Source organism: Pinirhizobacter soli (assembly GCF_015905305.1).
Classification (GTDB): Bacteria; Pseudomonadota; Gammaproteobacteria; order Xanthomonadales; family Rhodanobacteraceae; genus Pinirhizobacter; species Pinirhizobacter soli.
This window is the reverse complement of record NZ_JADZLQ010000001.1, coordinates 168,738-185,419: the sequence shown is the minus strand read 5'-3', so window position 1 is coordinate 185,419 and position 16,682 is coordinate 168,738. Positions and strand designations below refer to the sequence as shown.

Sequence of the window (16,682 nt, the reverse complement as noted above, 5' to 3'; positions counted from 1 at the left end):
GCGTCGAAAGAGCCCTATCGACCGTGTTGGGACTTCCCGTAGAATCGGCGGCCAACATGCCGGGCCTGCACGCGGTTGGCAGCAAGGTGACGCCGCACGAACTTACGCCAGTGCTGCCGCCGGATGTTTTCCGGCGCTTCGAGAACTATATAGGTTCATTTTTTACCGCGGCTGCGTCCCATGCGTAGCGGCACGACGGTTTAGAAGGGGAAATTCGCGTGAACCGTATCTACCGACTCGTCTGGAATCGGTCGCTGGCCGTGGTGCAGGTGACCTGCGAACTCGCGCGCGCGCAAGGTTGCTCCTCCGGGACCGCATCAACGCGCACGCCGCGCCGTCGTCCATTTGCCCTAGCGATCGCGGCCATGGTGCTGGCATGTGCGAGTGTGCCGACATGGAGCCAGGCCTGCACACCCACCAGCCCCCTGAATTGTGGCGCGGCAGGTGGTGTTGGCCTGCGGCCCACGCGCAGCCCGAATGGTGGCGCGGGCAACGGGACCGGGGGCGACGCGACTGTCTGGATCACCAACACCAGTGAAGGCACTGGCAACACGGCCACTGCCGGCACCGGCGGCACCGGCGCGAATGGGATCTTCAACCCCGACGGTTCGATCAACGTCACCGCCACTGGCGGGAGCGGCGGTGGCGTGGGCGCGACAGACAATGTCAGCAGCTCTGTCACCGGCGGTGCAGGTGGCGCTGGCGAGGCTGCATCCACGGCGGACCCGCAAAGCATTGTTGGCGCCGGTGGTGGTGGCGGTGGCGCGGGTGTTTTCATCAGCCAATCCAGTTCGACGTCGATCTTGGGGAGTACGACAACCGTCGCTGGCGGTGCGGGCGGTAAGGGTGGCGATGCACTAGCCACGGCATCGAATGGCAATGCCACGAACGGCGACCCCGGCGCTGGCGGCGGCGGTGGCGCGGGTGCGGTCATCGGAGCGGGCGCAGGCAGTGTCTCTCTTACGAATAACGGTCAGTTGCTGGGAGGCGTTGGCGGCGCGGGCGGCAATGGCGGCTATGCCGGCGGTGGTGGCGGCGGCGGCGATGGCCTGCTGGTACTCGGCGCAGGTGCCGCTGTCGTCAATAACGCGACGGGCTCGATTGTCGGCGGCCGCGGCGGCAATGCAGGTACATTCCAGGATAGTAGTAACGAGCCCGGTGGCTATGGCGGCGGCGGAGCCGGCGTCAACCTGGTCGGTGCAGGCTCATCGCTGCAGAACGCCGGCACGATCACTGGCGGCAACGCCGGCACCGTTTCCCCTGTTCCGAGCGCACAGGATGGCACCCCGGGTGTCGGCATACGCGCTTGGGGCGGAGCTTCCATCACCACCAGCGGCGTGATTGCCGGCGGCAACAGCGGCACTGTGCAGGCCGATTCGGTGCTGTTTTCCGGTGGCGACAATGAGCTGGTAGTGATATCGGGTGCCACGTTTACCGGCAATATCGAGAGCACCAGCGTCGCGGCCAACGGCGGCGACACACTGGCACTTGGCGGCGACACCAACGGCTCCATCAATACGGGGCTGTTCCTCAACTTCCTCAACAATATCAAGACCGGCAACAGCACCTGGACGCTGACTGGCCTCCCCAACGCAGGCACCAACTGGACCATTGAGCAAGGCCAGCTGGTCGGCGATACCAACTCGATCCAGGGCAGCTTGACGTTCTCTCCATCGGGCGTGGGAACGCCACCCTCCGTGGACTTCAATCAAGGCAGCAGCGGCGTCTTTCTCAATGTGATCAGCGGCGCGGGCCAGGTATTGAAGGATGGCGCAGGCACGCTCACGCTCGTCGGTGCCAACACCTATACCGGTGGCACGGTGATCAACGCCGGCACGCTGCAGGGCAATGCCACCAGCCTACAGGGCAACATGGTCGACAATGGCACGCTGTTTTTCGTACAGCAGACGGATGGAGACTTTGCAGGGGAGATTTCCGGCACAGGCCGGCTGCAAAAGGTCGGTGCGGGCACGTTGAGCCTGTCTGGTGCCAATACCTATAGTGGCGGCACGACCGTGTTGCAGGGCATCTTGAAGGGCAACACCACAAGCTTGCAAGGCGACATCACCCTCAACGATGCTGCAGTGGACTTCGATCAACCAACTGACGGCGATTTCACCGGCAGTATTGGCGGCATCGGTCAACTGATCAAGGACGGTGCAGGCACGCTGACCTTGAAGGGCGTCATGGGATACAACCTCGGCACGGTCGTCAACGCGGGCAACCTTCAGGGCGATACCACCACACTGCGTGGCGCTATCTTCGATAACGCCACCGTGACCTTCGCTCAGGACAATGATGCCGTTTTCGACGGCGTGATCACTGGAAGCGGCCAAGTCGTCAAGACTGGCAACGGCATGCTCACGCTGAGCACCATTAACCCTTACAGCGGTGGCACTGTCATCAGCGGAGGCGGTTTGCAGGGCGATAGCTACAGCCTGCAGGGCGCCATTGCCGACAATGCCATGCTGGTATTCACACAGCAGCGGGATGGCATCTTTGACGGCACGATTTCCGGCACAGGGCAGCTGGTGAAGAACGGTAGCGGCACGCTGGTCTTAAACGATGCCAACACGTTCACCGGCAACACCGAGGTCACTACCGGCAAGCTGGTCGTCGGCGACGACGCCCATGCCGGTGCCACGCTCGATGGCATGGTCACCGTCGACAGCGGCGCCGCCTTGGGCGGTATCGGTAGCATCGGCGGCCTGGATCTCTCTGGTATGCTGACGCCGGGCAACTCCATCGGCACGCTTAACGTCAACGGCAATGCCACGTTCCATCCGGGATCGAGCTATCAGTTCGAAGTCTCTCCAGACGGAACCGGCGACCATGTCGCGGTGACGGGCCACGTTTCCATCCTAGGCGGTTCGGCCCTTGCGTTGGCGAACGACGGCAATTGGGCACCGCAGACACAGTTCCCGATCATCACGGCTGGCGGCGGCGTCACCGGTCAGTTCGACAGCGTCACGTCCAACCTGGCATTCCTGACGCCAAGCCTGAGCTACAGCGCAAACGCAGTAAGGTTGCAGCTCGCACGCAATGACATCCCCTTCGACGAGGTGGCCCAAACGCGCAACCAGCGTTCCGTCGCTGGTGCCATCGATCCGCTAGGCATGGCCAGCCCGATCTACAAGGCCGTGGTCGGCCTGGATGCGTCGACGGCACGACAAGGTTTCGACGCACTATCGGGCGAGCAGTTCGCCAGCACGAACAGCGCCCTGATCGACGACAGCCGCTATGTACGCGATGCCATCAATCGACACCTGCTTGGCCAGCAGGACGAAGGAGCGCAAGCGACCGACGCTCGTGGGGTAACAGCTTGGACTAGTGCCTGGGGTCATTGGGGCGCTATCGATGGCGAAGGCAATGCGGCTCGCATGCAGGCCAACGGCAGCGGGTTGCTCGTCGGCGCCGACCTTGGCATCGGAAACGACGCGCGCCTGGGCGCAGTGGCCGGCCATCGCCAGGAGAGCATGCGAGTGGACGATCGCGATTCCAACGCCCACGCCACCACCACGGACCTGGGTCTCTACGGTGACGTGACCTTTGGCGCATTCGCACTGCGCGGCGGCGTGGCCTATGCGTGGCAGCGAATCGACGGCACCCGCGAGGTCGCGTTCGGCACCTTCGCCGATCGATTGGGCGACCGCTACGACGCGCATGTGGCTCACGGCTTCATCGAAGGCGGATATCGCTTCGACGTCAGCGCAGGCCAGCAGATCGAACCGTTCCTCAATCTCGCACGCGTGCAGTTGCATACCGACAGTACGCGTGAAAGGGGCAGCCCCGCGGCGCTGGCCGTGACCGGCGGGAGCGACAGCGTCAACATCGGTACCCTGGGCCTGCGCGACCGGTGGTCGCTGGCTGCGCAAGGCGGCATGGACGCGCACGTCTCCATTGGCTGGCAGCAGGCCTGGGGCGACGTGACGCCGACCACCAGCATGCGCTTCGCCAGCGGTAGCGACAGCTTCGACATCTCCGGCACGCCCATTGGCCGCCACGCCGGGGTCGCCGACGCTGGCCTGTCCTTTGCGTTAGCACGTAACGTGTCGGTAGACGCCAGCTACATCGGCCGCTTCGGCGACGGTGCCAAAGACCAGGGCGTGCACATGGGATTAGCCGTGCGCTGGTAGTCGTCGAGCATGAGGATTACATCGGCACCCTGATGCAGGGTGGGTGCCCTCAACGCCGTGTTGCAATGATTTCCCGAATTTTTCACGGGTGCTAAGCGCGCGTCGGCGCAAAATCTTTCGGGTTATTCAGCATGCCCAGTGGCTCAGGCGCCCTCGTTCTGGCGACGGGCGGCGATAGCTTTTGTCCCATGGAAGCGACCACGGCACAGGAACAACGGCAATGGCGCAACTTTCGGCGGAATCGGCGGAGCGGGTTATCGCAGCCGCGAGGAGGAAGGCAGGGGATTTGGGGGCGCCGGTGAATATAGCGGTGCTGGATTCAGGTGGGCATTTGAAGGCCTTCCTTCGGATGGACGGTGCCGTGCTCGGCTCGATCGAACTTGCGCTGGGAAAGGCAAAAACGACGGTGCTCTTCGGTCTGAACAGCGAAGCAGTTTTCGAGTACTGCAAGCCCGGTGCACCCGCCTATGGGCTCGAGAACAGCAATGGCGGCCTAGTCGTATTTGCGGGCGGCTGCCCGCTCCGAAGCGCGCAAGCTGAGCTCATTGGCGCGATCGGAGTATCGGGCGGGACCGTGCCACAGGACGGTAGCATCGCCGAGGCCGGTGCAGCGGCCTTGCTCACTTAGAACAGCTAATCGGGAGGACAGCCATGGGCAAGAAAAGAATTCTCATCACGGGTGCCGGATCCGGTTTTGGCGAGGGTGCCGCTATCGGTCTGGCGCAAGCCGGTCACGACGTAGTCGCTACCGTGCAGATATCGCCGCAAGTGACGCCTTTGCGACAGAAGGCGCAAGCCATGGGACTTGAGAATCTTCGCGTCGAAAAGCTGGATATCCTCAGTCCGCATGACGTGGCCAATGCGTTGCATTGGGATATCGATGTTCTGTTCAGCAATGCCGGCCGTGGGGAGTGCGGGCCGGTCAGCGAAATTCCCCTGGATCTTGTCCGCCAGAATTTCGAAACCAACGTCTTTGCGCCGTTGGATCTGGCTCAACGGTTCATCCGCAAATTCATCGACGAGAAGCGTCCCGGAAAGATCGTATTCACCTCGTCGATGGGTGGCCTGTTTACGCCCGCCGGCTTCGGCATTTATGTTTCGACCAAGCACGCGCTGGAATCGATCGCCGAAGCGTTGCAGGGCGAATTGAAGCCGTACAACATCAAGGTTCAGACCATCAATCCCGGGGCCTATCTCACGGGCTTCAACGAGACGATGGCCGAAACCGCATTCAAGTGGCTCGATGACAGCAGGAACTTCACGAAGCGAGCCGAACTCAGGAAAACCTTCGATGCCCTCTTGGGTAACGACGAAGGGCGACTGGATCCGAAGGAGATGATTGCAGCGATGATCGCTATCGTCCCATCCGATACGGGAAAGTTCCGCAATGTCGTGCCCAAGGCCGTTGAGGATTTCTTGAAGGAAAGCCAAAAGGCCGCCTGGGAAAATCAAATCTGATCGGCGGCAGCGTTCCATCTTCATTGAATCGAGGACCCTGACGAAAAAAGGCGGCTAGCGGCTGCTTGGCAGCTGGCAGGGGTTATCCTTGCGCCAAGGGCAGCACGGATAACCAGGATGAGTAAGCAGATCAACTTCAACTGCGTAGGCTGTGGCGCATGCTGTAGGGGTCGCTATGTCCCCTTGACGCTGGATGAGGCCGAAGCCTGGCTTCGCCGCGGTCATCGTGTCTCCATCCTGCTGGAAGCCTTCGCCATTGACGAGGATCAGGGGGACCTAGCCCGTTACCGACACAATGCGAGCCGTGGCACTCGTGTCAGGTCTGGAAGTATCGACATCTGCGTCATTGCCATATTTGCCGCTAATGTGATTTCTGGCTGCCCCAACCTCGGCGAAGGCAATGCCTGCCAGATCTATGACCAGAGGCCTCTGGTATGCCGAATCTATCCCATGGAGGTGAATCCTTTCGTCGCTTTCCGGACCGATCAAAAGGATTGTCCCCCTGAGGCGTGGGATACATCGCAAGAAAACGAAGTTATACAGCCCAACGGTCAGCTAATTCCTTCCATCAAACAACTGGTAGAGGCCTCTCGTCGTGCCGACCAGGCAGATACTTTGGCAAAGGTGCTGATCTGTGAGGAGCTGGATCTGATAGTCACGGCATGGAAGGGCAGCGGCTATGTCGTCCACACGCCGGGCACGGACGATCTGATGGCGGCTATCAGACGTGTATCGGCACAACAGCGATCGCCAGGGAAACAGTGGTTCGTAAGAGTTCACGAACAAGGCCTTACCGACAAGCTTCGCGACATGCAGGCTCAGCTATATCCAGCACGTAGTGACGATCGACATTTGTACATTCCCTTAGGGGCGGGTTGATGAAGCAGCCGATTCCCCCTCGAATCCACGTTCTGCTGGCTCGCGACGCTTCCGCCGCGGTAGTCATCCGTCGTGGCCCGACGCGCCACACCGCACTCATCGGATGGGACAGGAAGACGGACAAGTTCAAGGTGGGGCAGTGGTTTTACTGCCGCATCTATGAGCGTCGTTGCGATCTCTCTCCCAACGGCATGCACCTGATCTACTTTGCAATGAATGCGCGCTGGGAATCCAGCGTCAAGGGTATGTACAGCGAAGAGTTGTTGCATGTCTTTTCGCCAATGCAATTCGAAAGGCTCGAAGCTCCGTACCAGGCATAAGCTGAAAGAACGACATGTCCATAGCCCTGCTACTTCTTTACGCTGCGAGTCAGAACACGCCAGCTGTTCTGGAGCTTCCGACCTCCGAGGAGATGCGCTTGACGGGCCTCGTGGCAAAACATTTTGACATTCCTCGTAAGTTTGGCAGGCCCTACTACTACGATCTGAAAGGCGCCCCCGATGGTTACAAATCGGTGGGTGTATATATGGGCAATTGGGCGAACGTCGTGGATTTCATGATCAACGAGCAGACAGGGCAGATCATTAACCCAGACACGTGCGATGTCTACGACTTCCCCAACGTGAGACCATTCAAGAAGGAACTTCAGGCGCAGTACTTAACGCACGACCTGACTCCGAACGAGTTGGCAGACGGCGTTGGATGCGAAAATCCAAAGGTCGTGCACGGAATCAAGGACGGAGCCGGAGTGAAGTAACGAACCTCTCGTCAGGCCCGGAACCGTCTCAGGTCCTCGGGAAAATCAGCGTCGCTGTGGCGCTCGAGAACTTGGCGAGCAGTATCTGCATTGGTTTGGTTGACGATGTGCCCCCTGGCTACGGCCGGGCGCTCCGCGATCGCAGCCGACCAGCGCTGGACATGCTCGTACTCCTGGACCTGGAGGAACTCGGCAGAAGCACCGTAGTATTTCCCGCGAACGAATTGGCCATACCATGGCCATGCTGCGATGTCGGCGATCGTGTATTCGTCGCCGGCAAGGAACGGATGCTCGGCTAGCCGGCGGTCAAGCACGTCCAACTGGCGTTTCACTTCCATGGCAAAACGATCGATGGCGTAAGCGATCTTGACCGGCGCATAGGCGTAGAAATGTCCGAAACCACCGCCAAGATAAGGCGCGCTTCCCATCTGCCAGAAAAGCCAGGACAGGCATTCAGCACGCGCGCCACCATGTTCAGGAAGGAACGCGGAAAACTTCTCGGCAAGATGCAGCAGGATCGCGCCTGATTCGAAAACGCGCACCGGCTCGGGGCCGCTGCAGTCCATCAGTGCTGGAATCTTCGAGTTTGGGTTTACCTCGACGAAACCCGTGCTGAACTGGTCTCCCTCTGATATGCGTATCAGCCACGCGTCGTACTCCGCGCCGTCAAATCCTTGCTCCAATAATTCCTCGAGCAGGATGGTGACCTTTTGACCGTTGGGCGTTCCCAGGGAGTAGAGCTGGAACGGATGCGCCCCGACGGGAAGATCCTTTTCGTGGGTCGCACCGGCCATGGGCCGGTTTATGGAGGCGAATGGGCCACCGTTATCCTTGTTCCATGTCCAGATCTTCGGTGGTTCATACACTGGGGTTTCGGTCATGGTTCGGTTTCTTGATGTGCCCAAGCGCTGATATTACGAGCTTTCTCAACCCCACAGCGTGGGTTTGCCCACCATCAACCAGAAGATGGCCAATGTCGCAAGAAAAGCCGGCCATCCCAGCGCGAACCACACACGCATGCAGCGATAGTAAGCAGAAGGCAGCGGCTTGTTGTCCCGCAGGGCAGCAAGGGCGAGGTTGCGTGCACGCCATTGCAGCCATACCACAGGCAACCAGCACGCCCCTATGAACAGATAAAGCGCAATGCTGAGCTGCAGCCACGATGTGTGCAGATCGAAACCCATCAGCCGCATCAGCAAAAAGCCTGAAATGGGCTGCACGATCACCGCTGGCGTCGTGAACAGGAAGTCCGCAAGCACAGTCAACCGCGCCGCCGTGGCGATCGCGGCAACCTGACCGGTACGATGGGTGAACCACATGAAGAACGCGGTGCCCAATCCGGTGCCGAACAGTAGGGTGGAACTCAGGATGTGCACGGTCTTCAGCAGCACATAAGCGTTCATCGGCGTTCGTCCGTAGCCAGCAGGACCGCCAATGCAGCGATCAGTGGCAGGTTCTTCAGAAGGCCGCCTGGCGGATCCAGCCAATGCACAGGCCACATGCTGCCTATACCCAGCGTGTAGCCGAGCAGCATCAACAGCATCAACGTGAGAACCAGGCGTGGCCGCCACCGCATCAGGCACAGCACGCCAAGCAGCAGGTCTAGCGTGCCGGTGACTCTCGCCAACACCAACAGCGATCCGGCTGGCAAAACGTCGCCGGGTGCCCATGCCGCCAGGCTGGCTGGCGATGTCAGCCAGCCGACTACGCCAGAACCGATCCACAGAAGCGCGATCGACACGCGCAGCGCGGGCAGCAAAAAGTAGAGTCGCGCATGCCAGCGATCCTGCACCTGGCTAGGCTCTTCATCGAGTGCGCGCTGCAGTGATCTCGGTGTGAGTCCGAGACATTCACGCAAATGCATGGTGGCGTGCGCTGCGCCGACGTTGCCACGTTCGAGCATGCTCGTCATGGTCAGGCCGAGCGGACCGTTGCCAAGGCGTTCGCCGAGTGCCGCGGTTGCGCGTACCAGCGGCGCTGGCATGGGAACCAGGAGAGCCGACCCGAAGCCCATCCAGCGTCGCCAGCTCAGTAGATAGGCGCGCAACGTCAATACTTCGGGGCCGACCAGTTCGATCACTTCGCCAGTGCATGTCGGCCGCATCAGTGCGGCCACGACCGCCGCGCCAACATCCTCGGCCGCGATCGGCTGCACCTGTTGTTCGCCGTGGCCGGGCAGGGGCAGGAAACAAGGCAATGCAGCCATCCCGCGCAAGAGCGAGCTGCCACCGTAGGAGCCGCGGGCACTGTAGACGAGCGAAGGACGCAGCACTAGCCAGTCCAGATCGAGTGCGGCCAGCGCCTTATCGCCGCGGTGCTTGGAAGCGACAAATTCACCATCGGCAGCATTGCCGAGAGCGGAAATCTGGATCACCCGGCGTATGCCCGCCTGGCGGCTCGCATGAAACAGCGCGAGCGGTGCGAGTTCGTGCACGGCGGTGAACGACTCGGCACCGCGCTCGCGCAGGATCCCCGCACAATTGACCACGGCATCGACTCCGACAAGGCGGGGAAGCCAATCCTCGGCGTGGACATCGCTTGCCATGTCGCAGGCAACGGCATCCATTCCGGCGAAGCGCGAATCGACACGCGCACCACGTACGGCGCAGACAACCTTGTGGTCGGCGGCGATCAGTGCCGCAACGATATGGGCGCCGATGAAGCCGTAGGCGCCGGTGACCAGTACGCGCATGATCGGTCCTTAGTATCGCGAGCCCCTCGGGCCCGCGAATGTAGCAGAGCCGATACAGGTCTTTATAGCGCCGCTTCGATGTGAAGCTCCTGCGCCTTGCCTTTGCGCAACACGGTAACGGTCAGACCGTGGCTGCCGCCGTGGCGCATGCTTTGGCGCAGTTCGTCCAGGTCGAGTCGACTGGCCGGCACGCCATCCAGCGCAACGACGATGTCGCCGGGCGCCAGGCCGACACGCCGGGCAGGCGAGGAGGGCGTGACCGCCAGCACCTGGTATTGCCCATGGCTGATGCGGTCCAGCCCGAAACCCAGGCTCGGGCCGTCCTCGAACGGTTGCGCCCAGCCGTTGCCGGGTTGCAACTGCATGCGACGGCTTTCGTAATCCAGGGTGATGGCGTAGCGCGAAAGAACGCCTTGGCCGATATTGCCGGCGAGCAGTTCCGAAGCGAACACACCAGACTTGGGCGCGGAGAGGGTGGCCGGGGGATCGAGCAAGGCGTGCTGGTCCAGGGCGAAGCTGGCCACATGTCCGCTGCGATTTTCGATGATGCCGCCGACCCCGCCGCTGTGGCTGGCGCTGACCTTGCCATCCAGCGCGATGCCGTGTGCCTTGGCGAATGGCTCGAACACAGTGAGGTCGCTGCTATCGCCGGTGTCCATCATGAAGACGCCGTCGATGCCATTCACGCGGGCGTGCACCATCGGGGTACGCTCGGCGAAGCTAAGGGGCAGCACGTCCGTGCCGGCGTTATTGCGCAGGCTGCCGGCAGCGGAGAACGTCAGCTGTTGCCGGTCGTAGTCGATCCGGGTAGTGAAACGGCGCAGCAATTCGTAGCCGATTAGCCCGGCGATGGCGGGACGGTCGCCGCGGTCGGTCAGCAGCAAGGGCAAATCGATGATGAGGAATCGCTGCTGCTCCATCTGCACCGGGCCAAGCCGGTAAGAACCGACATCAGCGACCTGCAGCGACTGGGTCTGCGTGCCGACGCCCTGCACGGCCTGGTTGCCCTTACCCTGGATACCTAGCTCGCGTGCGGCGTCGGGAGTGAGCAGGTTGAGGCCGCCGCTGTCCAGGATAAAGGGCATGGGCGCATGCCCGTCGATCGACAGTTGGACCAGGATCAGGCCGCCATAGCGCTCGAACGGAACCTGGGCGCTGGCGGCTCCCCCGACGATGCGGGCGTCGCGGATGAGCGACTCCGGCTGCACGAAATCCGTATCCGCAGCCTGCTCCAGCACGTCGACGTGGCGGGTCACCCGTGTGCTGTCGTAGGACGCGTCGCCATTGCTCTCGCGCTCGGAGAAGGGCAGGTGCAACCCGTCCACGGGGCGGTAATCGGCGTAATAGGTGGTGTCGGTATGGCCGTCGTCGCCGCGGCGCGAAAGGCGGGCGAGCAGATGGGTGTTTGCGTCGATCCATGCCTCGACGGGATCGCCGTGGGCGGGTGTGACGCGTACCCGCTGGAACAGGCGCCCGTCTTCGCGGCTCTCACCCAGGTACGCCATCGTGGCGGTGTCCTGCGATGCGGGAGAGAACCAGCCGTTGCGTGCCAGGTAGGCATCGGTGGCGCTTTGGCGGCGCGCCGTGGCGGCATCGAGCACGGTGACCAGGCCTTTTTCGTCCTGCATCCAGCTTTGCTTGCCGTCGAAACCCGTGCTGCCCTGGTTCACGCCCACGTCCGATTGCGTGACGTAACGGCCGCTATGGGTATCGCGGTTGCTTTGCCAGGTGCCGTGAAGACCGCCCTCGGTGAATGTGGCCTGCACCCGGATTTCGCCGACGTGGCTCCAGCGCTCGCCGCCACTGGCTTCGCGCATGGCGGCAAACAGGGCGCGCGGATCGGTGGGGGGAGTGGCGGAGGCAGCCGCGCTGGCAAGCGCTAGCCACGACTGCATGGCAAGCAACAGTACGCGCAGGTGGAGGCGTGAGGCATGACCCGGCATGAGATCGCTTCCCGGTGATAAAGTATTCACATAGTACAATCAAACTTTATCGTAAAACAATAAGTATCGACCTGAGGTGATTGCGATGGAATCCGACATAGTGGTTCGCCGCGCACGTGTGCTGCGGTATGTACTGGTGCTGGCCATGCTGGCCGTGGTGGTGGCCAATGCGTGGCTGTGGTGGCGCGGCGCGGGGAGCTACGGCACAGGCTGGGTATCCATCTACAGCGAATGGCCGACGGATTTGCATGGCCACGCGTGGGTGCAGCTTCTAGCGGCCTCGCTGGCTTCTGCGCTTCTGCTGGGTGGCCTGTACCGGCTGTGCCGGCTGATGCGTTTGTTCGAGGCCGGCGAGTTCTTCAGCATGGCCAGCACGCGCCACCTGCGCGGGTTCGCGCTGTCGCTGATCGGTGCGGTGACGGTGAACACGCTGGTGCCTCCGTTGCTGATGCTGGGACTGCGTTTGGCGGGCAAGACGGATGTTCAGGCGATTTCGTTGCAGATGGACTCGTCGGACCTGTGGACGTTGCTGGTCGGTGCGCTGTTCTTCCTGATCACCTCGCTCATGGTCGAGGCGCGCCGGCTGGCCGACGACAGCGCGCAGATCATCTGATCATGGCCATCCTCGTCCATCTCGATGTAGTGCTGGCGCAACGCAAGGTGAAGTCGCGCGAACTGGCCGCGCATGTCGGTATCACCGAACAAAACCTGTCCCTGCTGAAATCGGGCAAGGTGCGCGGCATCCGCTTTGCCACGCTGGAGCGCATCTGCGAATACCTGCAGTGCCAGCCGGGCGACTTGCTGGAATTCCGTGCCGGCGGCGATCCGGAAGATAGTGAATAGTGATGATCGTCATTTGCACATTCCCTTGGAGGCGATCGCATTGAGCCCTTGCCGATGCTGAGTGCCCCACTCGTTACGCCTGAGCAAGAAGTACAACCAGCCGAGTGCCGCGCCACCGTGACGCATCAACTGGAATGAAAATGGTTCCAGGATCGACGCCAGCAACGCCATGCCAAAACTCGAGGTTGTACTGTCGCCACTCCAGCGTCGGTACAAATGCACGGACCAGAACTGAAACGCCAGATCGATGGCGATCTTGCCCAGGATGATGATCAACACCGGCAGCACGATCGCGACATGGCCGCCAAAGAGAAAGGCGAGCAGCAGGAAGAAGGCAGTCAATCCATAGAGCGGCTGCACTGTATCGAAAGCCTTGACCGGCAGCATCAGCGTGCCGAGCAGGCCGTAACGCCGGTTGCCGATCATGCTGCGATACCAGTACTGCGTCTGCAGAAAGCCGGCGAACCAGCGTCGCCGCTGACGCAGAAAGCTGGGCAACGTGCTTGGCGCATCAGTGCGCGCCCTGGCACTGCCGATCACGCGTACATCCCAGTCCAGGCCGCGATCGAGGGCATAGCGACGCAGCCGGTGAATCAGCTCATAGTCCTCAACCAGGCAATCCGGATCGAAGCCGCCGACGGTCAACAGGGCGTCGCGTCGAAAGCACGCGAACGCACCTGACACCAGCAGAAGACTATGCGCCCGCATCCACGCATAGCGGGAAATGAAGTTGCGGATGTATTCATAGGTCTGGAACCACTGAAAGAAGCGACCGCTGGCCGTGCGACTGCAGACCGGCGACAGCAGTCCCGCCGCGACCACCAGGTTTGGCGATACGGCGAACGCTTGTGACATCGCCGCACACGCTTCCGGTTCGAGCAGCGTGTCCGCATCGACGGTCATCACCGTCTCGGTAGTCATCAAGGTGATCGCCGCATTCAAGGCGCGCGCCTTGCCACCGTGCGGCATGCGCAACCAGCGCAACGCGGGGAAGGACGGACTCGGTTCGCTCAGATTGCCCTCGCCGGGGTCAACCAAACCATAGCGCGCAGCCAGAAGTGTGGCGGTAGCATCGGTCGATCCGTCATCGGCAATTACAATCTGCGTTGGCACGCGGGTCTGGCCGAGCAACGCAGCGAGCGTGATCGGCAGTACCGCCGCTTCGTTATGCGCGGCAACTACCACGCCCAGCGTCGGTGCGGGACGGCTTGTCGCAACCGATGGCAACGGCCTCACCAGCGAAAGTGATTTCCACGCTACGAAGGTCAGCAGCAGCGTGTCGTAAATGACATACGCAATACCGGTGGACCAGGCAGTAACGCCATGCAGGAAAAACGCCCTCGCGAACAACACCAGCCACAGCGCCATTACGCCACCGTGGATCAGCATGCTTATCAGGGGTGTGCGCACGGGCGAGATGCGCGGCGAAGTCAGCGCCCGCGCGCGATCAAGAGCAGAAAGGGGGGTGTTCATCGACATCCTTTACAAATCGGTTGCTTACGGCAGCATCCGTCCCAACACCGGATGGCGGTCGATCCACTGATGTTTGAGCGCGCCAAGAATGTGCAGCGCCAGCACCACATAAAGCGCATAACCGCATTCGGTGTGCAGTGTGCCCAACTGCGTATGCAGTTGTTCTTTCAGGCCAGGATCAAGATGCATCAGGAAACCGATGCGCGGCCACGGCACCACGCCGAACAAATGCATCGGATGCGATGCAGCGTCGCTCCAGGCCGAGTCGTGCATCCAGCCGCTGAGTGGCAGCGCGAAGATCAGCACGTAAAGCGCGATGTGCGCGGCGTGCGCCATAGCCTTTTCCCAGCCAGGAAACACGCTCGGAAGCGGCGGCGGCCGGTGCATTAACCGCCACAGCACGCGCAAGATGGCCAGCCCGAGTACCGTGATGCCGATGGACTTGTGCATGTCGACCACGACGCGCGCATCCGTATCGGACAGTATCGAGGCCGGCAGCAGGGAAGCAGTCAGGCCAAGGGAGATATTGACGATGATCAACAGCGCGATCGTCCAGTGCAGCAGCATCGCGATATGGGTATAGCGAACCGTGTCCTCGATCAATGCGCGAGAGTTGGGTTCAATGGTTTGGGAAGCTTTCACGATAGTCTGCGATGAAAGCTGGTTGGTGCCTAAATGGATGCAGATGGTTGCGTCCGCAAGAAGATACGATCCCGCCTCGAATCTACGAGATGTCGCTTAACCGCTTGAACAAATTGGCAGCGAAGCGTTCTGACGCGTCAGCTCTATTTCCCAGATGCAGGAATGGCTCGATCATTTCCAGTTCCATTAGCAAGAAGCGTCCCTGGGAGATAACCCCGTCTATGCGTGCATAGGCTACGTCGGCATGACCGATCGCCGCCGCCGCCTCCAGGGCACGACCCGCGCTGGCAACCAGCTCTGCACCTGGTTCAGCCGCCAGGGCGACGCCGCCGAAATCGCTCTGCACACGATAATCGCCAGTCTTGGGCCGCTTGATGACCGCGTGACTGTATTCCCCGTCGAAAAACAGCAAGGACCATTCTCCATCGCTGGCAACTTCGGGCACGTAGGGCTGCACCAAATACTCAAACTCTGACGGAAGTTGCGAAACGATTTGATCAAACGCGGCGTCGCCGGCTACGCCGCGCACCGTGTGCCACGCCGTGCCACTTACCGTTGGCTTGATCACCACTTCACTACCGGGCATGGCCGCCAAGGCGCTCTGCAACTGCGATGCCGATACGACCTGCGTGGGAATGATCGGCACTCCGTACTTCTCCAACTCGACGAGGTAGCGTTTATCGCTATTCCAGAGCAATAGGTCCCTATTGTTGATCGTGGGCACCGGCAGCCGAGCCAGCCATTGCTTGAAGCTGGCGTAATGCTTGAAATAGTCCCAGATTGAACGTATCAGCACAGCGTCGAACCTTGACCAATCCACGGCAGGGTCGTTCCAGATACAAGCAGTGGTTTCCACGCCGAGGCCTTTCAGCGATGTGGAGAGGTGTTTGTCATCAGAGTGGATTCCAGGCTCGGCCACGGAGGTAGCGATCGCCAGGCGGTACGTATAGGCAACAGACATCATGGAATCATTCCATAGGGGAGGTCATGCGATGGGTCCGATCTTATAAGACTTCGGGGTAGTCAAAGGGACCCTCGCTGGCCAGAACCGGAAATACCTGCTTACAAACTCCCCAATTTCAGACACCCCTGCCCTAGTGGGTGGCGATACTTTTGCACTACGCGCAAGTGGCGCGGTTACGTCAGGCAAGAGAGATCAACCATGCCAAGCATCCCAGACGATGGAGGGAATATAGGACGCCAGAAAAAAAAGCGTGAGCGTCGTAACTCTCGACTCGCTGCGTCCGGCGCTCGATCAATGGGCATCGAGCGTGGTATCGGAACTAACGTCAGAACGAGGTAATTCATGACAGCCAACCGTTCCATGCCCGGCAGCACCGTGACGCCGGTCCTTCATTACCCGGATGTGCGCGCTGCCGTCGAATGGCTTTGCGGAGCCTTTGGTTTTCGCGAGCGCCTGCGTATCGGCAATCACCGGTCGCAGCTGGAGATCGGCAACGCCAGCGTGGTGGTGGCGCAGGGCGCGCAGTTCTATCCGGGCGGTGGCTGGCTGGGACACTCCACCATGGTGCGAATTTCGGATGTGGATGCCCACCACAAGCACAGCGTCTACAGCGGTGCCGACGTAGTCAGCCGGCCGGTGACGCACCCTTATGGCGAGCGCCAATACAGGGTGCTGGATATCGGCGGACATTCGTGGACGTTCTCGCAAACCATGGAGGATGTGGATCCGGCGTTTTGGGGCGGCGTCGAAGTAGGCAAGGAAACGCCAGCGGAACACGCATGAACGCGCGAAGCTGAAACTACCGACATTTCTCGTAAGATCTTGCGACTTGCCGCGCCGGAAAGGCGCCGCAGGGGACTGTTGTTTCGTTTTGAGACTCGGCTAGTATCCGAAC

At 61.1% G+C, this 16,682-nt stretch carries 16 protein-coding genes; 9 read left to right on the top strand and 7 right to left on the bottom strand.

Annotated features, from left to right (window positions below; all coding sequences use genetic code 11):
* Nucleotides 1-218: 218 nt before the first annotated feature.
* The 6 genes from NDK18_RS00680 to NDK18_RS00655 all read left to right on the top strand — a co-directional run bounded on the left by NDK18_RS00680 (nucleotide 219) and on the right by NDK18_RS00655 (nucleotide 7,230).
* Nucleotides 219-4,136: an autotransporter domain-containing protein gene (locus tag NDK18_RS00680; protein WP_345777063.1), complete on the top strand. Its 3,918-nt coding sequence runs from the start codon at nucleotides 219-221 to the stop codon at nucleotides 4,134-4,136.
* 220 nt (nucleotides 4,137-4,356) lie between these two features.
* Nucleotides 4,357-4,764 carry a GlcG/HbpS family heme-binding protein gene (locus tag NDK18_RS00675; RefSeq protein WP_250626786.1) on the top strand — a complete coding sequence of 136 codons (408 nt, stop codon included), beginning with the start codon at nucleotides 4,357-4,359 and terminating at the stop codon, nucleotides 4,762-4,764.
* 23 nt (nucleotides 4,765-4,787) lie between these two features.
* On the top strand, nucleotides 4,788-5,594 hold the full coding sequence (locus NDK18_RS00670) for an SDR family oxidoreductase (protein WP_250626785.1): 807 nt from the start codon (nucleotides 4,788-4,790) through the stop codon (nucleotides 5,592-5,594).
* Between the two features lie 117 nt (nucleotides 5,595-5,711).
* Complete coding sequence (locus NDK18_RS00665; protein ID WP_250626784.1) at nucleotides 5,712-6,473, top strand: YkgJ family cysteine cluster protein; 762 nt, start codon at nucleotides 5,712-5,714, stop codon at nucleotides 6,471-6,473.
* On the top strand, nucleotides 6,473-6,793 hold the full coding sequence (locus NDK18_RS00660) for a hypothetical protein (protein WP_250626783.1): 321 nt from the start codon (nucleotides 6,473-6,475) through the stop codon (nucleotides 6,791-6,793). The genes NDK18_RS00665 and NDK18_RS00660 overlap by 1 nt, the downstream gene beginning before the upstream one ends.
* A 14-nt stretch (nucleotides 6,794-6,807) precedes the next feature.
* The gene (locus tag NDK18_RS00655; RefSeq protein ID WP_250626782.1) at nucleotides 6,808-7,230 is read left to right on the top strand and encodes a hypothetical protein; all 423 of its coding nucleotides are present in this window, start codon (nucleotides 6,808-6,810) and stop codon (nucleotides 7,228-7,230) included.
* Nucleotides 7,231-7,241: 11 nt separating this feature from the next.
* Here the strand turns inward: NDK18_RS00655 and yghU are convergent, their stop codons facing one another.
* The 4 genes from yghU to NDK18_RS00635 form a co-directional block, all read right to left on the bottom strand.
* Complete coding sequence (gene yghU, locus NDK18_RS00650) at nucleotides 7,242-8,111, bottom strand: glutathione-dependent disulfide-bond oxidoreductase (RefSeq protein ID WP_250626781.1); 870 nt, start codon at nucleotides 8,109-8,111, stop codon at nucleotides 7,242-7,244.
* Nucleotides 8,112-8,156: 45 nt separating this feature from the next.
* Nucleotides 8,157-8,633 (bottom strand): DUF2269 family protein, encoded by a 477-nt coding sequence (locus NDK18_RS00645; RefSeq protein ID WP_250622990.1) that lies wholly within the window; start codon nucleotides 8,631-8,633, stop codon nucleotides 8,157-8,159.
* Entirely contained in the window at nucleotides 8,630-9,922 is a 1,293-nt protein-coding gene (locus NDK18_RS00640) for a complex I NDUFA9 subunit family protein (protein ID WP_250626780.1), read from the bottom strand. Before NDK18_RS00640 ends, NDK18_RS00645 begins: the two co-directional genes overlap by 4 nt.
* Before the next feature lie 62 nt (nucleotides 9,923-9,984).
* On the bottom strand, nucleotides 9,985-11,865 hold the full coding sequence (locus tag NDK18_RS00635) for an aspartyl protease family protein (RefSeq protein ID WP_250626779.1): 1,881 nt from the start codon (nucleotides 11,863-11,865) through the stop codon (nucleotides 9,985-9,987).
* Nucleotides 11,866-11,950: 85 nt separating this feature from the next.
* Here NDK18_RS00635 and NDK18_RS00630 point away from each other — a divergent pair, with 85 nt between their 5' ends.
* Complete coding sequence (locus tag NDK18_RS00630) at nucleotides 11,951-12,478, top strand: DUF2975 domain-containing protein (protein WP_250622993.1); 528 nt, start codon at nucleotides 11,951-11,953, stop codon at nucleotides 12,476-12,478.
* 2 nt (nucleotides 12,479-12,480) lie between these two features.
* Nucleotides 12,481-12,708 carry a helix-turn-helix domain-containing protein gene (locus tag NDK18_RS00625; protein WP_250622994.1) on the top strand — a complete coding sequence of 76 codons (228 nt, stop codon included), beginning with the start codon at nucleotides 12,481-12,483 and terminating at the stop codon, nucleotides 12,706-12,708.
* A 9-nt stretch (nucleotides 12,709-12,717) separates the two neighbouring features.
* Here NDK18_RS00625 and NDK18_RS00620 read toward each other — a convergent pair whose 3' ends face one another.
* From NDK18_RS00620 to NDK18_RS00610, 3 genes are all read right to left on the bottom strand, one after another.
* A complete protein-coding gene (locus NDK18_RS00620) occupies nucleotides 12,718-14,181 on the bottom strand; it encodes a glycosyltransferase family 2 protein (RefSeq protein ID WP_250626778.1) in 1,464 nt (487 codons plus the stop codon).
* Between the two features lie 24 nt (nucleotides 14,182-14,205).
* On the bottom strand, nucleotides 14,206-14,823 hold the full coding sequence (locus NDK18_RS00615) for a cytochrome b (protein WP_250626777.1): 618 nt from the start codon (nucleotides 14,821-14,823) through the stop codon (nucleotides 14,206-14,208).
* Between the two features lie 82 nt (nucleotides 14,824-14,905).
* The gene (locus NDK18_RS00610; protein ID WP_250626776.1) at nucleotides 14,906-15,787 is read right to left on the bottom strand and encodes an ATP-grasp domain-containing protein; all 882 of its coding nucleotides are present in this window, start codon (nucleotides 15,785-15,787) and stop codon (nucleotides 14,906-14,908) included.
* Between the two features lie 342 nt (nucleotides 15,788-16,129).
* On the opposite strand from NDK18_RS00610, the gene NDK18_RS00605 reads away from it, so the two are divergent.
* Nucleotides 16,130-16,570, top strand: a complete 441-nt coding sequence (locus NDK18_RS00605; protein WP_250626775.1) for a VOC family protein — start codon at nucleotides 16,130-16,132, stop codon at nucleotides 16,568-16,570.
* Nucleotides 16,571-16,682: the final 112 nt, after the last annotated feature.

Bases quoted from the DNA above. Each gene is read 5' to 3' on its own strand.
- NDK18_RS00675 (WP_250626786.1), top strand. From the start codon at position 4,357: ATGGCGCAACTTTCGGCGGAATCGGCGGAGCGGGTTATCGCAGCCGCG.
- NDK18_RS00670 (WP_250626785.1), top strand. From the start codon at position 4,788: ATGGGCAAGAAAAGAATTCTCATCACGGGTGCCGGATCCGGTTTTGGC.
- NDK18_RS00665 (WP_250626784.1), top strand. From the start codon at position 5,712: ATGAGTAAGCAGATCAACTTCAACTGCGTAGGCTGTGGCGCATGCTGT.
- NDK18_RS00660 (WP_250626783.1), top strand. From the start codon at position 6,473: ATGAAGCAGCCGATTCCCCCTCGAATCCACGTTCTGCTGGCTCGCGAC.
- NDK18_RS00655 (WP_250626782.1), top strand. From the start codon at position 6,808: ATGTCCATAGCCCTGCTACTTCTTTACGCTGCGAGTCAGAACACGCCA.
- yghU (WP_250626781.1), bottom strand. From the start codon at position 8,111: ATGACCGAAACCCCAGTGTATGAACCACCGAAGATCTGGACATGGAAC.
- NDK18_RS00645 (WP_250622990.1), bottom strand. From the start codon at position 8,633: ATGAACGCTTATGTGCTGCTGAAGACCGTGCACATCCTGAGTTCCACC.
- NDK18_RS00640 (WP_250626780.1), bottom strand. From the start codon at position 9,922: ATGCGCGTACTGGTCACCGGCGCCTACGGCTTCATCGGCGCCCATATC.
- NDK18_RS00635 (WP_250626779.1), bottom strand. From the start codon at position 11,865: ATGCCGGGTCATGCCTCACGCCTCCACCTGCGCGTACTGTTGCTTGCC.
- NDK18_RS00630 (WP_250622993.1), top strand. From the start codon at position 11,951: ATGGAATCCGACATAGTGGTTCGCCGCGCACGTGTGCTGCGGTATGTA.
- NDK18_RS00625 (WP_250622994.1), top strand. From the start codon at position 12,481: ATGGCCATCCTCGTCCATCTCGATGTAGTGCTGGCGCAACGCAAGGTG.
- NDK18_RS00620 (WP_250626778.1), bottom strand. From the start codon at position 14,181: ATGAACACCCCCCTTTCTGCTCTTGATCGCGCGCGGGCGCTGACTTCG.
- NDK18_RS00610 (WP_250626776.1), bottom strand. From the start codon at position 15,787: ATGATGTCTGTTGCCTATACGTACCGCCTGGCGATCGCTACCTCCGTG.
- NDK18_RS00605 (WP_250626775.1), top strand. From the start codon at position 16,130: ATGACAGCCAACCGTTCCATGCCCGGCAGCACCGTGACGCCGGTCCTT.